The organism is Sphingomonas natans (genome assembly GCF_030546695.1).
GTDB classification, from domain to species: Bacteria; Pseudomonadota; Alphaproteobacteria; order Sphingomonadales; family Sphingomonadaceae; genus Sphingomonas_I; species Sphingomonas_I natans.
Genome location: NZ_JAUOTP010000004.1, coordinates 47,306 through 61,338, shown reverse-complemented (window position 1 = coordinate 61,338; position 14,033 = coordinate 47,306). Strand labels below are relative to the sequence as shown.

Annotated in this window: 9 protein-coding genes and 1 tRNA gene; 4 read left to right on the top strand and 6 right to left on the bottom strand. The window is 65.3% G+C overall.

What is annotated here, in order from left to right; all coding sequences use genetic code 11:
- Nucleotides 1-22: 22 nt before the first annotated feature.
- Complete coding sequence (locus Q4F19_RS09955) at nucleotides 23-1,258, bottom strand: NAD(P)/FAD-dependent oxidoreductase (protein WP_303542117.1); 1,236 nt, start codon at nucleotides 1,256-1,258, stop codon at nucleotides 23-25.
- Nucleotides 1,259-1,384: 126 nt separating this feature from the next.
- A tRNA-Pro gene (locus Q4F19_RS09950) sits at nucleotides 1,385-1,461 on the bottom strand.
- Nucleotides 1,462-1,569: 108 nt separating this feature from the next.
- Between Q4F19_RS09950 and pnuC the strand changes: the two genes are divergently transcribed.
- Both pnuC and Q4F19_RS09940 read left to right on the top strand, forming a co-directional pair.
- Nucleotides 1,570-2,205, top strand: coding sequence for a nicotinamide riboside transporter PnuC (gene pnuC, locus Q4F19_RS09945; RefSeq protein WP_303542115.1), 636 nt, complete (start codon nucleotides 1,570-1,572; stop codon nucleotides 2,203-2,205).
- A complete protein-coding gene (locus tag Q4F19_RS09940; RefSeq protein ID WP_303542113.1) occupies nucleotides 2,202-2,735 on the top strand; it encodes an AAA family ATPase in 534 nt (177 codons plus the stop codon). Before pnuC ends, Q4F19_RS09940 begins: the two co-directional genes overlap by 4 nt.
- Nucleotides 2,736-3,044: 309 nt before the next feature.
- Here Q4F19_RS09940 and Q4F19_RS09935 read toward each other — a convergent pair whose 3' ends face one another.
- Together Q4F19_RS09935 and Q4F19_RS09930 are read right to left on the bottom strand one after the other, a co-directional pair.
- Complete coding sequence (locus Q4F19_RS09935) at nucleotides 3,045-3,404, bottom strand: hypothetical protein (protein ID WP_303542111.1); 360 nt, start codon at nucleotides 3,402-3,404, stop codon at nucleotides 3,045-3,047.
- An 86-nt stretch (nucleotides 3,405-3,490) separates the two neighbouring features.
- Complete coding sequence (locus Q4F19_RS09930) at nucleotides 3,491-6,418, bottom strand: PAS domain-containing protein (RefSeq protein ID WP_303542100.1); 2,928 nt, start codon at nucleotides 6,416-6,418, stop codon at nucleotides 3,491-3,493.
- A 1,183-nt stretch (nucleotides 6,419-7,601) separates the two neighbouring features.
- On the opposite strand from Q4F19_RS09930, the gene Q4F19_RS09925 reads away from it, so the two are divergent.
- Nucleotides 7,602-8,897 carry a putative bifunctional diguanylate cyclase/phosphodiesterase gene (locus Q4F19_RS09925; RefSeq protein ID WP_303542098.1) on the top strand — a complete coding sequence of 432 codons (1,296 nt, stop codon included), beginning with the start codon at nucleotides 7,602-7,604 and terminating at the stop codon, nucleotides 8,895-8,897.
- Nucleotides 8,898-8,970: 73 nt separating this feature from the next.
- The gene (gene lepA, locus Q4F19_RS09920) at nucleotides 8,971-10,764 is read left to right on the top strand and encodes a translation elongation factor 4 (protein WP_303542096.1); all 1,794 of its coding nucleotides are present in this window, start codon (nucleotides 8,971-8,973) and stop codon (nucleotides 10,762-10,764) included.
- Between the two features lie 144 nt (nucleotides 10,765-10,908).
- Here lepA and Q4F19_RS09915 read toward each other — a convergent pair whose 3' ends face one another.
- A complete protein-coding gene (locus tag Q4F19_RS09915; protein ID WP_303542094.1) occupies nucleotides 10,909-11,217 on the bottom strand; it encodes a hypothetical protein in 309 nt (102 codons plus the stop codon).
- Nucleotides 11,218-11,447: 230 nt separating this feature from the next.
- Nucleotides 11,448-13,964 (bottom strand): TonB-dependent receptor, encoded by a 2,517-nt coding sequence (locus Q4F19_RS09910; RefSeq protein WP_303542093.1) that lies wholly within the window; start codon nucleotides 13,962-13,964, stop codon nucleotides 11,448-11,450.
- Between the last annotated feature and the right edge of the window lie 69 nt (nucleotides 13,965-14,033).

Genomic DNA, 14,033 nt, shown 5'->3' with positions numbered 1-14,033 from the left:
TGATCGCAATGACGGGTGGCGATCAGGACGAGGCCGCGAGCTCCTTCAGCGACACCGAAGCGTCCGCCAGCCGCGCCGGATCGATCCTCGCGCCGCCCGACACCAGCGCGCGGCCCTGCACATAATCCTTGGTCGCGTTGACGCAGTCGAGCGCGATGACGCGGCCGTGCTTCAGATAGAGGATGCTGAAACTGCGCGTCGCGGGGTCGCCCCGCTCGACGACGGCGTCATATCCGATCGAAAGCCCGACCGTCTGCAGGCGCAGATCATATTGGTTCGACCAGAACCACGGCACGGCATCATAAGTGACATCGCCGCCGGTGATCGTCTTCGCGACGACCGTCGCCTGATCATTGGCATTCTGGACGGATTCGACGCGGATCGTGGCACCATCGGCGAAGCCGTTGCCGTGGAGCGCGCAATCGCCGATCGCGAAGATGTCGGGCAGGCTCGTCCGGCATTGGCCGTCGACCGCGACACCGTTGCCGCCCTCGGCGCCCGCTGCGATCAGCGGCTCGACCGCGGGAATGATGCCGATGCCGACGATGACCATCTGGCACGCCAGCACTTCGCCATCGTGGAGGCGCACGCCGGTGACCTTGCCGTCGGCGCCCTCGATCGAGTCCACTTTCGCGCCAAGCCGGACCTCGACGCCATGCGCGCGATGCTGGGCTTCGTAGAAGCGCGACAGCGCTTCGCCCGCGACGCGCGCCAGCACGCGGTCCAGCGCTTCGAGCAGTACGACCTGCTTGCCGAACTTGGCGAGCACGGCCGCCGCCTCCAGCCCGATATAGCCGCCGCCGATGACGACCGCGCGCGTCACTCCGTCCAGCTCGGCCATCATCCGGTCCGCATCGGCGCGGGTGCGCACCGTGTGGACGCCCGCGAAATCGTGGCCCGTGCAGGAAAGGCGGCGGGGCGCGCCGCCCGTCGCCCAGATCAGCGTGCCATAACCGATCGTCGCGCCATCTTCGGTCGTCAGGCTGTGCGCGGCTGGATCGACGGCGGTGACGCGGCGATCGAGCAGCATCGCGATATGGCGCTCGTCCCAGAAAGCCGGAGGGCGGATCAGGATCCGCTCGAAGCTCTTCTCGCCGGCGAGATAATCCTTGGAGAGCGGCGGGCGTTCATAAGGGAGCTCCGGCTCCTCGCCGATCATCGCGATCGTGCCTTCAAACTTGTTCTGGCGCAGCGAGATCGCGGCCTGCGCGCCGCCATGCCCGGCACCCACGATCACGACATCGTACGATTGCTTCACCCGATCCTCCGGTCGCTCGGTATCGCTCACCTGAAGCGGGCGGCGGCGCGCTGTCAATCGAAGGGGGCAATGGCCAGCGCCGAACCGCCCAAGCGATGCCCGCAGGCCTTTCGGCGCGACAATCAATGGTCGGGGAGAGAGGATTCGAACCTCCGGCCCCTGCCTCCCGAAGGCAGTGCTCTACCAGGCTGAGCTACTCCCCGACGGAGTCCGATACCCTCGATCGCCTGTGGGTCAGGCGGGTCCGGCGAGCCAAGTCGCGGCGCTTTAGCGATGCGCTTCCGCGGCGGCAAGGCCCTATTGCGGGCATGATGCAGACGACCGCGTGGGGCGGTCCGGCGGCCTCTGGCGCGATTCCGAGCGATGATCTAGGCATTGCCGCCGTGAGCCCGCTGGAAGCCGTCGCCGCCGCGCTGGGCGTGATCAACATCGTCCTGCTCATCCGTCGCAGCATCTGGAACTATGCGTTCGGGCTGGCGATGGTCATCCTCTATGCGCCGGTCTTCTTCGAACAGCGGCTGTATAGCGATGCGCTGCTCCAGCTCTTCTTCGTCGCCGTCCAGCTTTATGGCTGGTGGGCGTGGCGGCGCTCGGCGGGGCGGATGGGCGATATCCTCGTCGAGCGGCTGGACTGGCGTGGGCGCATGCTGTGGACTCTCGTCGGCGCGCTCGCCTGGCTCGCGTGGAGCAGCGGGATGCGGCATTTCACCGATGCCGTGAACCCCTATTGGGACGGCGCGGTCGCGGCGATGAGCGTCACCGCGCAGGCGCTGCAGGCCAAAAGGCTGATCGAGACCTGGCCCTTGTGGGTCGCGGTCGATCTCGTCGCCATTCCCCTGTACTGGAGCCGCGACCTCAAGGTCACGACGCTGCTGTACGTCCTGTTCCTGCTAATGTCGCTGTGGGGGTGGCGCGCCTGGCTGCGCGCGGAGCGGGCGACGACATGACGGACCGGTTCGATGCGAAGACGATCTGCCTGCACGGACCCGAGAGCACGGGCAAATCGACGCTGGCGCCGCGCCTCGCGCGCCATTTCGACACGATCTACCTGCCCGAATATGGCCGCACCTATTGCGAGGCCTATGGGCTGGAGCTGACGATGGCGGACCTGCTCTCGATCGGGCAGACGCATGCGGCGATGACGCGCGCGACCTTGCGCCAGTGCAACGGCCGCCTGATCCTCGATACCGATCCGCTGATGACCGCCGCCTGGGCGGAGATGCTGTTCGAGCGGAGCGATCCCTGGTTCGCGACCTTCGACGAGACGGCGGACCTGTATCTGCTGCTCGATATCGATCTGCCGTGGGTGGACGACGGCACGCGCTTCTTCGGCGATCCCGTGCGGCGCCAGACATTCTTCGATTGTTCGCGCGAGCAGCTGGAGCGGCGCGGCCTGCCTTATGCGGTAATCTCCGGAGCGGCGGAGGAACGGTTTGCGCGATCGATCGCCGCGATCCGCGAGGCGGGACTGGGCTGAAGCGGCGGACGGCGCGGAAGTTGACAAAGTTGACACTACGTCACCCCCCGGCACGGGGTCTCCGCGATCGGAACGTCACTGGAAAGTCGCACCTCTGCGCGGGCGTGCGCGCTCGCGCGGGGGCGCGCCACTCAGCGGGCGGTGGGGCAAGCGAGTGCTGACGAAGGGGCGAGAGGCCATGATGTCCGACTCCTGAGAGAGCAAGCGGACAGACCACGTGTCACACCGAATCCTACATTGCAAAAGGGAAAATGCGGTCGCCCGGCGCGATCTTTACGGGGCCGGGCAGGGCCATCGTATCACCAACGCTTATTGATAGCGGCGGAGGTTCGCGAAGCCTTCGTTGGTCTTGGTCATCTTCGCGAGCTTGCGGATGTAGGTCCGGACATGCCGATCGAAGCGATCGTCGTCGTAGATGCCGCGGCAGACATAGACGTCGCGCGCCAGCAGCGTCTTCAGCTCTTCGGCAAAGGCGGTCTGGTCGTTCGTCGCCTCCTTGCCCTTGAGGGAGGCGCAGATCATCTCCTCGGCGGCGGCCTTGTCGCAATCGTCCTGCCGCTGACGGCCATATTTCTCCGCGGCCACCTGATCCGCGCGCGCGGCGACGAAGCGGCTCTCGAGCCAGGTGCGGACCAGCGCACCGTCCCATGGCTTTGCACCTTCACTCACGACGATCTCCCGGGGCGTGCCACGCCTGCCGGCAGCGAAGCGCGCCCGCGCATTGTAGGCCTTTTGGTCGCTGCCGTGAGCCCCGCTTATGCGTCGATCATCGATCGGACGCGGATCGTCAGGTCCTCGACCCGGAACGGCTTCGTCATCAACGCCATTCCCGGCTGCAGAAAGCCCGCGGCATTGGCGGCCGTCTCGGCATAGCCGGTCATGAACAGCACCTTCAGGTCGGGCCTTTGCGCGCGGGCGGTCTCGGCGACCTGCTGGCCGTTGAGATCCGGCAGGCCGATATCTGTCAGAAGCAGATCGATCGCCGGATCGGATTGCAGCAGCGCCAGTCCGCTCTGGCCGTTCGGCGCCTGCATGACGCGGTAGCCGAATTCGGTGAGCACATCGACGACCAGACCACGGACGATCGTATCGTCCTCGATGACGAGGATGACCTGGCCCTGGCCGGCCACGGGCGCGCGGACCGGCTCGGGCTGAACGATGTCCGCCTCCGCCTCGTTCACGTCACGAGGCAGATAGAGGTTAACCGACGTGCCCTCGCCGAGCTTGCTATAGATGCGGGCAAAGCCTTCCGACTGGCGCGCAAAGCCATAGGTCATCGAAAGACCCAGCCCCGTGCCTTGCCCGATCGCCTTGGTCGTGAAGAAAGGATCGAAGGCGCGCGAAATCGTCTCGGGCGACATGCCCGTGCCGGTGTCGCACACGCTGACGCAGACATATTGGCCCGGGCGGACGTCCGCGAGCCTGCGGACATAGTCCTTGTCCAGCTCGGCATTGCGCGTCTCGATCGTGAGCGTGCCGCCGTTCGGCATCGCATCGCGCGCATTGATCACCAGATTGAGCAGCGCGCTCTCCAGCTGGTTGGGATCGCACAACGTCTTCCAGAGGCCGGGGGCCTGGACGAGCTGGAGGATGATCCGTTCGCCGATCGTGCGGCGGAACATGTCCGCCAGCGAGACGACCAGCGCGTTCGCATCGACCGAGCGCGGATCGAGCGGCTGGCGGCGCGAGAAGGCGAGCAGCCGATGGGTCAGCGCGGCGGCGCGGCCCGCCGAGGTGATGGCGCGCGCCATGAACGAGTCGATCTCGTCGGTGCGGCCCTGCGCCAGGCGGCGGGTCGCGATCTGCAGGCTGCCCGTGATCCCCTGGATCATATTGTTGAAATCATGCGCGATGCCGCCGGTGAGCTGGCCCACCGCTTCCATCTTCTGCGATTGACGCAACTGTTCCTCGAGGATCGCGCGCGTCTCGTCGGACTCGATCTCGCCGGTGATATCGCGGCCGACGGCGTTGAGCCGCCGACCATCGGGGTCGGGCGCCAGCGACCAGGCGATCGTGCGCCACTTTCCGTCACTGGCCATCACCCGGTTCTGGAAGCGGGTCGGCTGCCCGCTTTCCAGCATCTCGGTCATGCGCGCGACGACGTTGGCGGCGTCGTCAGGATGGACGAAATCCATGTAGGAACCGGCAAGCAGGGTCTGCTCGTCATAGCCGAGGTTCCGGGTCCAGGACGGACTCACCCGAAACAGTTCGCCATGATAGCCGGCGGTCACGAGCAGATCCTCGCTCGTCTCCCACAGTCGATCGCGTTCGCGGGTCCGCTCCTCGACCTGCTGCTCCAGCGACGCGGTCAGCGCGCGCAGCGCCTCTTCGCTCCGATTCCGTTCGACCGCCGTCCGCGTCCGCTCCGCAAATTCGCGGATGAAGGCGATATCGTCGTCCGGCCAGTGGCGAACCGTGACATGGTTGAGGTACAGGACCGCGACCAACGTGCCGTGTTCGATCACCGGCACATTCGCGAAGGCGCGCACGCTCTGCGCCTCGAACGCCGGCGCGAGCGCGGCCGTCCTCACGTCGAGCCTCACGTCGGGGATCGTGATCTCCGCGCCGCGCTTCAGATCATCGATGAACGAGCCATAATCGCGTAGCTGCACGATGGGGGGCAGGGGCGCGATTCCCGGCGCATTCCAGTCCCGCTCGACGCAGAGCGTCTCGGCGACGGCATCGATCGTCCCATAGCCCGCCCGGCTCACCCCCAATGTCCTGCCGATCAACTCCGAAGCGGCGAACGCGATGTCCGGTGCCGTGGCCAGATGGCGCACGCGCTCGCTGAAATCGGCCAGCGCTTCCCGGCGGGCTTCGGCCCGGACACGATCGGTCAGGTCGTATCCGCCGACGAAAATCCCGGTGATCGCGCCGGAATCGTCGTAGATCGGATCGTAGCGGAGATCGATGTACCGGTCATGATCCTCGCCGGCCAAGCGGATCGGGCTCGAATGCAGCACGATCGGCTCACCGGTCGCATAGACCCCGTCGAGCAGCTCGAAAAAGCCTTGCCCGTGCAGCTCCGGGAATTGCTCGCGCACGGGGTGGCCGATCAGATCGCGCGAGCCGGCGAACGCCCGATAGGAATCGTTGACATATTCATAGACGTGATCGGGACCGCGCAGGATGCCGACGAAGCCGGGCAGCCGCTGGAAGAGCGCGTAGCGCTTCTCATTCTGCTCGATTAGCCGCCGGGCGCCGAGCACCTGTTCGGTCGTCTCGGTGCAGATGACCAATATCCCGCCGACGCCGTCGGCCTCCTCGTCGTCAACCGGGCTCAAACTGTACGTCCAATATTCTTCCCGAAGGCGTCCGTCCTTCGTAACGTGCATCGCTTGGTCTTCGTGAAAGGTTCCTTCGCCGCCCGCCATCACCTGATCGATTTGCGGACCGATCAACGGCCAGATCTCACCCCAGACGTCATGGGCCGGGGAGCCCAGCCCGTTTGCGTGCCGGTCCCCGTCGAGCGACACGCGATAGGCATCGTTGTAAAGCCAGATCGCCTGCTCGCCCCACAATATGTTGGTCGGGTGACGCGTATCGAGCAGGAAGCGGACGACGATGCGCAACGCCTGCGACCAGCCTTCGGGCGGGCCGAGCGGCGTATCAGACCAGGCGTGCGCGCGGATGCGCGCGCCCATCTCGCCGCCTCCCGCGAGAAAGCCGAGCGAACCGGGCATTTCTACCACGCCTTCGAAAGAACGGGAACGGACAGGAAACTCGCCGGCACAGGAACTCCCGCGTCTGCGCAAGATCACAAACCGCGCGTCTGCGGTCCGGCGAATTCGCAGCGCCCCGCATGCCTGACATAATCTATGTTAATAGCATAGAGTTAATTCGCGAGAGCTATAGTCCTGGCGATAGCCGCCCTGCAACTGCCGGCCCCGGCGGGAAGACCCGCGACGACGAAATGGCCTGCCGCGCGAAGTTCAGCCGCTCGCTCGCACGCGCGAGCAAAAGGTTAATCTCCGGCAACGACTCGATTACACGACGAGCTCAGTATAACATTCTGCAATGCCGCGGGTCTTTTTGCAAAAAGCGCCGTTTAGCGTCTTATTATGATCTTCCGTGCAAAGACGGTCGCGCAAATTCGATTCTGCAGTCTGAGCCTGGACAATCGTATAGGACAAGATGTGCCTCAGCGTATCAAGCAATGGTCCGGTTTCTCGCGCGATCCCGGCGTAGTCGCAGCGCAATATGAGGAGCTCAAACGGCAGATACCGCTCCTTTACGCCCTATTGATCATCAATGCGCTGGCGGTAACCTATACGCATTATCGCTATGCGCCGGGCTGGCTCACGGTGGGCGTCACCAGCGTGCTGATCTGCATTTCCGCATGGCGGATTCTGACATGGACTTTCTTTGCGGAACTTGCCGCGACGATCGGCTTTCGGCGGGCGCATGCGTCGCTGCGGAGCACGACGATGTCCGCGCTGCCGATCTGCATCGCGTTCCTGAGCTGGGCGCTGGCGCTCGATCAATATGGCGGGCCGTTCGAACATGCCCATGTCTCGGTCTTCATCGCGATCACCGTGATCGGCTGCATCTTCTGCCTCGTCCATCTGCCGCAGGCGGCCCTGCTCGTCTATTTCACGATCACGACCCCGCTGCTGATCTATTATCTCTATCTCGGAAATCCGGTGTTCATCGCGATGGCGCTGAACACCGCGCTCGTCACCGGGGTCATGATCCGCGTGCTGCTCAACAGCTTCGACGGCTTCACCAAGCTCATCCGATCGCAGGCGAGCCTGGCCGCGCAGCAGGCCGAGGCGCAGCGCCTGGGCGAGGAGAATGCCCGCCTCGCGCTCACCGATGTTGACGGGCCTGCCCAACCGACGCTTTTTCTTCGCCCGTCTCGAAACGATGCTCGCCGACTGCACCGCGCGCGGGGAGCGCTTCGCGGTCGGGGCGCTCGATCTCGATCGCTTCAAGCCGATCAACGATGCTTATGGCCACGCGGTCGGCGATCGCCTGCTGATCGCGGTCGCGGCGCGGCTGAAGGCATTGTCGGGCCCCGACCTGGTCGTCGCGCGGCTCGGCGGCGATGAGTTCGGCCTGCTGCTGATCGGCAATACCGATCGTGCGCGGGCGATCGGCCAGCGGATCTGCGATCTGCTGACGCAGCCGTTCGATATCGACGATCACCGCGTGGCGCTCGGCTGCTCGATCGGCCTGGCGCTCTTCCCCGATGCGGGCGCGACCGCCAACGAGCTGTTCGACCGCTCCGATTATGCGCTCTACAACGTCAAGACCATGCGACGCGGCGGCTGCGCCGTCTTTTCGAGCGATCACGAGACCCGGATCCGATCCGAACGGGCGCTGGAGACGGCGTTGCAGACCGCCGATCTCGACCGTGAATTGCATGTCGAGTTTCAGCCGATCCTGTCGACCGAGACCAGGACGGTGCTCGCGGTCGAGGCGCTCGGCCGGTGGACCAGCCCGTCGATGGGGGTGATCGGGCCGGAGCGCTTCATCACCACCGCCGAGCGCGTCGGCCTCATGCATCCGATCACCGTGAAGCTGTTCCGGCTCGCGCTCGCGCACTTCGCCGCGATCCCGCCGGGGATCGGGCTGTCGTTCAACCTGTCCGCGCACGACATCGTCTCGCCCGGCACGATCCGGTTGCTCGTGGAGGCGATCGGGGAGGCGGGGGTCGATCCCAGGCGCGTCACGTTCGAGCTGACCGAAACCGCGCTGATGCGCGATTTCGACGCCGCCGTGGTCGGCATCAATCTGCTGCGCGGGCTGGGCGTTTCGATCGCGCTCGACGATTTCGGGATGGGCTATTCAAGCCTGAGCTATCTCAACCGCCTGCCGCTCGACAAGGTGAAGGTCGATCGCAGCTTCATCGCGGATATGGACGAGGATTCGGGCAGCAAGATCATCGCCGCGATCCTCGGCCTGTGCGTCACGCTGGAGCTGGATTGCATCATCGAGGGCGTCGAGACCGAGCGCCAGCTGCGCCAGGTGCGCGATCTCGGCTACGGCATGGCGCAGGGCTATCTGTTCGCGCGGCCGATGCCGCTGCCGGCGCTGCTCACGTGGCTGGAGGGCGCCAGCGAGGCGCCGGCGGGGCGCAAGCGGCCGCCGGCCGCCCGCCGCCTGCCGCGCCAGTCGGTCGAGCGCAGCCGTCTGGCTCCGCGCGGCGGGATTCACTGACACGCCACGCTTGTTGTCGGCGCCGTCGCGACACGGGCTTGGGCTGATCCGCGCAGCCTGCTAGGCGCACGCCATGACTCCCCTCGACAAGATCCGCAATTTCTCGATCATCGCGCATATCGATCATGGCAAATCGACGCTCGCCGATCGCCTGATCCAGCGCACCGGCGGCCTCACCGAGCGCGAGATGAGCGCGCAAGTGCTCGATAATATGGATATCGAGAAGGAGCGCGGCATCACGATCAAGGCGCAGACCGTGCGCCTCGACTGGAAGGGCCATGTCCTCAATCTGATGGACACGCCGGGCCATGTCGACTTCGCCTACGAAGTCAGCCGCAGTCTCGCCGCGTGCGAGGGTGCCTTGCTGGTGGTCGATGCCGCGCAGGGCGTCGAGGCGCAGACGCTCGCCAACGTCTATCAGTCGATCGAGCATGATCATGAGATCGTGCCCGTCATCAACAAGATCGATCTGCCCGCCGCCGAGCCCGAGAAGGTGCGCAAGGAGATCGAGGACGTGATCGGGCTCGACGCCTCGAACGCGATCCTCGCCTCGGCCAAGTCCGGCATCGGCATCGACGAGATCCTCGACGCGATCGTCGAGCGGATCCCGGCGCCGAAGGGCGATGCGAGCCAGCCGCTGAAGGCGATGCTCGTCGACAGCTGGTACGATCCGTATCTCGGCGTGGTCATCCTCGTCCGCGTGATGGCGGGCGTGCTGCGCAAGGGCGCGGAGATCGCGTTCATGGCGGGCGGGACCAAGCACCTCGTCGATCGCGTCGGCTGCTTCCGGCCGAAGATCGAGCAACTGACCGAATTGGGGCCGGGCGAGATCGGCTTCATCACCGCGCAGATCAAGGAGGTCGCGCAGACCGCGGTCGGCGACACGATCACCGACGCCAAGAAGCCCGCGGCCGAGGCGCTGCCGGGCTTCAAGCTCGTCCAGCCGGTCGTGTTCTGCGGGCTCTTCCCGGTCGATGCGGCCGATTTCGACAAGTTGCGCGAAAGCATCAGCCGGCTGCGGCTCAACGATGCGAGCTTCACCTTCGAGATGGAGTCGAGCGCGGCGCTCGGCTTCGGCTTCCGCTGCGGCTTCCTCGGCCTGCTCCACCTGGAGATCATCCAGGAGCGGCTGACGCGCGAATATGATCTCGACCTGATCACGACCGCGCCGAGCGTGGTCTACAAGATCCAGCTCGCCCACGATCGCGGCGAGATCGAGCTGCACAATCCCGCCGACATGCCCGATCCCAGCAAGATCGCGTCGATCGAGGAGCCGTGGATCGAGGCGGTCATTTATTGCCCGGACGAATATCTCGGGAGCATCCTGAAGCTGTGCCAGGACCGGCGCGGCGTGCAGAAGAACCTGACCTATGTGGGCGGGCGCGCGCAGGTGACCTACGATCTGCCGCTCAACGAAGTGGTGTTCGACTTTTACGATCGCCTGAAGTCGATTAGCCGCGGCTATGCGAGCTTCGACTATCATCAGATCGGCTATCGCGAGGGCGACCTCGTCAAGATGAGCATCATGGTCAATGCCGAGCCGGTCGATGCGCTGAGCATGATCGTCCATCGGGGCACGGCCGAGAGCCGGGGCCGAGGGATGTGCGAACGGCTTAAGGACCTGATCCCGCGCCATCTGTTCAAGATCCCGATCCAGGCGGCGATCGGCGGCAAGGTGATCGCGCGCGAGACGATCGCGGCGATGCGCAAGGACGTGACCGCCAAATGCTATGGCGGCGATGCGAGCCGGAAGAAGAAGCTGCTGGAGAAGCAGAAAGAGGGCAAGAAGCGGATGCGCGAATATGGCTCGGTGAGCATTCCGCAGGAAGCCTTCATCGCCGCGCTCCGGATGGGCGACGAGAACTAGAGCAGCTTCTAGGTCAGCCGCTCATCCTGAGGAGGGACTGAGCGAAGTCGAAGGCCCATCTCGAAGGACCAGCCGTAGCGCTAGTCCTTCGAGATGCCATTTCGACAAGCTCAATGGCTCCTCAGGATGAGCGGCGGCAAGTACCTAACGCGCCGAGTTCGAGATCGTGTTGCCGGCGTTGGTGAGTGCCTGGCCGGTTGCGGCGGCGGCGTTGTCGATCGCGTTGCCGGCCTTGTCGGCGCCGTTCGAGATCGCTTCGCCCGCATTGTCGATGGCAGGGGCTGCGCTGTCCGATGCGTTGCCGGCGGCGTCGCCCAGATTGTCGAAATTGGCTTCGGTATCGTTGGCGGCGCTGTTGAGCGTCGTATCGGCGGCGTTGCCGGTCTTCTCGCTGCAGGCGGCGAGGCCGAGCAGGCCGGTGGCCGCGGCGATGGTGAGGATCTTGATGCGCATGTCGTTCTCCTGAAAGGGTCAGGTGGCGAACGAAAGCGGCCGCTTGGGGTTGCACGATCCGCCCCCATTTGATCGTCGGCGGAGAAGGGCAGGGCCCACGAAAAAGCCGCCGGAGGCGTGCACCTTGCGGTGAGCGACTCCGGCGGCCAGTCTTCGGGGGAAATTCTGTCGAAGGTTCCGGTCACGCCATCGGTGGAAGCGCGCTGCGCTCCCACCTTGGGTGATGAGCCTTAGAAGTTGACGGTGCCTTCGAGGCCGAAGGTGCGCGGCATGTTGAAGTTGCCGTAATCGCCGAGCACGTTGCCGATATTGCCGGTCGTCGCGCTGGTCGTCGGCGCGGCGGGCAGGCTGTTCGACGGATCGCGGCGGTACACATAGGCCTTGTTGAAGAGGTTGCGGCTCCACGCCGAGATCGTCAGCTTCTGGCCACCTTCACCCATCGGGATGTCGGTCAGCGCGATGCGGCCGTTGAAGATCGTCGAGGCATCGGCCTTCGTCGAATACTGGTCGAAAGCCTGCGTGGCCTGCGCGTAATTTCCGTCGAAGTGGAAGCGCACCTTGGTGCCCGCGCCACCGATCGGCAGCTCGTAATCGATCGCGCCGTTGCCCGCGTTGCGCGGCGTGTACACGATGTAGAACTGTTGCAGCACCGAGGTCGTCGCGCCGCCACCCGTATAGGTGATCGGGACGAGCGGGATCTTGGTGTAGGTGTAGGCATAGCCGGCGCTCAGCGTCAGGCCGCGGGTCGGACGAACCGTCAGGTCCGCTTCGATGCCGCGGATCTTGGTGTTGCCCGGGACATTGATCGTGACGAGGTTGTTGAAGCTGGATCCGTTGAAGAACTGGATCGAGCTGATGTCGACCTGGCTATCCTTGCGATCCATGATGTAGCCCGCGAGGTTCAGGCGCGCCTTGTGGTCGAAGAAGTCGGTCTTGGCGCCGATTTCGTAGGACTTCACGTCTTCCGGATCGAAGGCCTGGTAGTTCTGCGTACGCGAGCTGGCGCCACCGGCGCGATAGCCGGTCGCATATTTCGCGTAGAGGTGGATGTCGTCCGTCGCGTCGAACGCGACCGTCGCCATCGGATTGAAGCGATGCCACTTTTCGTCGAGCGGCGTGTAGCCCGCGGCGGCGGCGGCGGTGGTGTTCAGCGCATAGGTGACGCCGCGCGAGATGAGCAGCTGGCCCTTCTTCTTGTCTTCCGTGTAGCGGCCGCCGGCGGTGATGTGGATCGCGTCGGTCGCGTTCCAGGTGACCTGGCCGTAGGCGGCATAGCTCTTCGACTGCACCGCCGAGGCGCGATCGATGTTGCGGCAGCCGAGCTGCGAACCGAAGCCGGCCGAACCGCGGCAGGGATCGAGGATCAGATACTGGGCGACGCCGATGACGAGCGCGACGCCGTTCGAGTTCGGGGTCGCGGCGTCATCCGAGACGCGCTCGTTGAAATAGTAGAGGCCCGCGACATAATCGAAGGTGCCGACCGAGCCGACCGCCTGCAGTTCCTGGCTGAACTGATCCTGGTGCAGCGAGGCGAGGCTGTAGCGGCTGAAACCGCAGGGCGCCGCGACGGTGCAGGCCGTGGTCAGGTTGACGATGGGCGGGCGGTGCGCGCCGCCGCTATTGTCGAACTGCGTGGCGTCGACACCGCGCCAGGCGGAGATCGCGCGGATCTCGATCTCGTCGGCGGCCTTCCACTTCAGCGTATTGGTGAAGCCGTGCGTCTTGTCGACGCTGGGCTGCTGCGGAACGCCGATATCGGCGGTGCGCTGGCGCTTATCGCCTTCGACGATGACACCGGGGAGGGTCGGCCGGACCGTGCCGGTCAGCGTGGTATATTGCGTGCCGGGCAGGGCGCAGCCTGCGACGGCCGCCTGCGGGCCGGCGACGCAGCCGTTCGGATTGTAGTTCAGCAGCTGGCTGTAGAACGGCGTGTTCTTGTCCTGGGCATAATCGGCCGAGAAATCGTCCGTGATGTCCAGCTCGGCCGGCTTCCAGCGGACGGCGACGCGGCCGCCGACGCGATCGAAATAGCCGAAGCCCTTCTGGCCCTCGAGCGGGTTCTTGGTGACCGCACCCTGATACTGCTTGATCGCATCGACCTTGACCGCGAAGTCATGGAAGGCGGGCAGATCGATGTGGAGATCGCCGTTGTAGGAGTTGAGATTGCCGATGCCGGCGGTCACGCGGCCGCCGAATTCGCCGGTGGGCGCCTTGGTGACGATGCTGAGCGCGCCGCCCTCGGTGTTGCGACCGAAGAGCGTGCCCTGCGGACCCTTCAGGACCTCGACGCGCTCGATGTCGAACAGGCCGGCGTTCAGGCCGTGCTGGCGGCCGAGATAGACGCCGTCGATATAGATGCCGACGCCCTGCTCGCGCGCGGGCTGGTTGGCGTCGAGCGGCACGATGCCGCGGATGCCGATCGTGAGCGCGCTCTGGCGCGCTTCGAACGTGGCGACGCGGAGCGAGGGCACGCTGCCGTCGGACAGGTCATAGAGGCTCTGGATGTGGCGATCCTCGACCGCGGCGGCGTTGACGACGCTGATCGAGATCGGGGTCTGCTGGAGGTTCGTCTCGCGCTTGGTGGCGGTGACGACGATCTCGCCGAGGGCCTGATCCTCGCTGGGAGGAGCGACGTCGGCCGCGCCGGCTGCGTCGGCCGGGGCAGCCGCAGCCGCAACCGCCGGCATCGCCACGAAGATCGCTCCGCCGAGCATGAGTCCCGAGCGGAATCCCGCGCCAAATCGCATAAAGTAGCCCCTTTAGTTTGCTGATTGTTGGGGGCGCATTAGGCAGCGGCGATGACGCTTATGTGACAG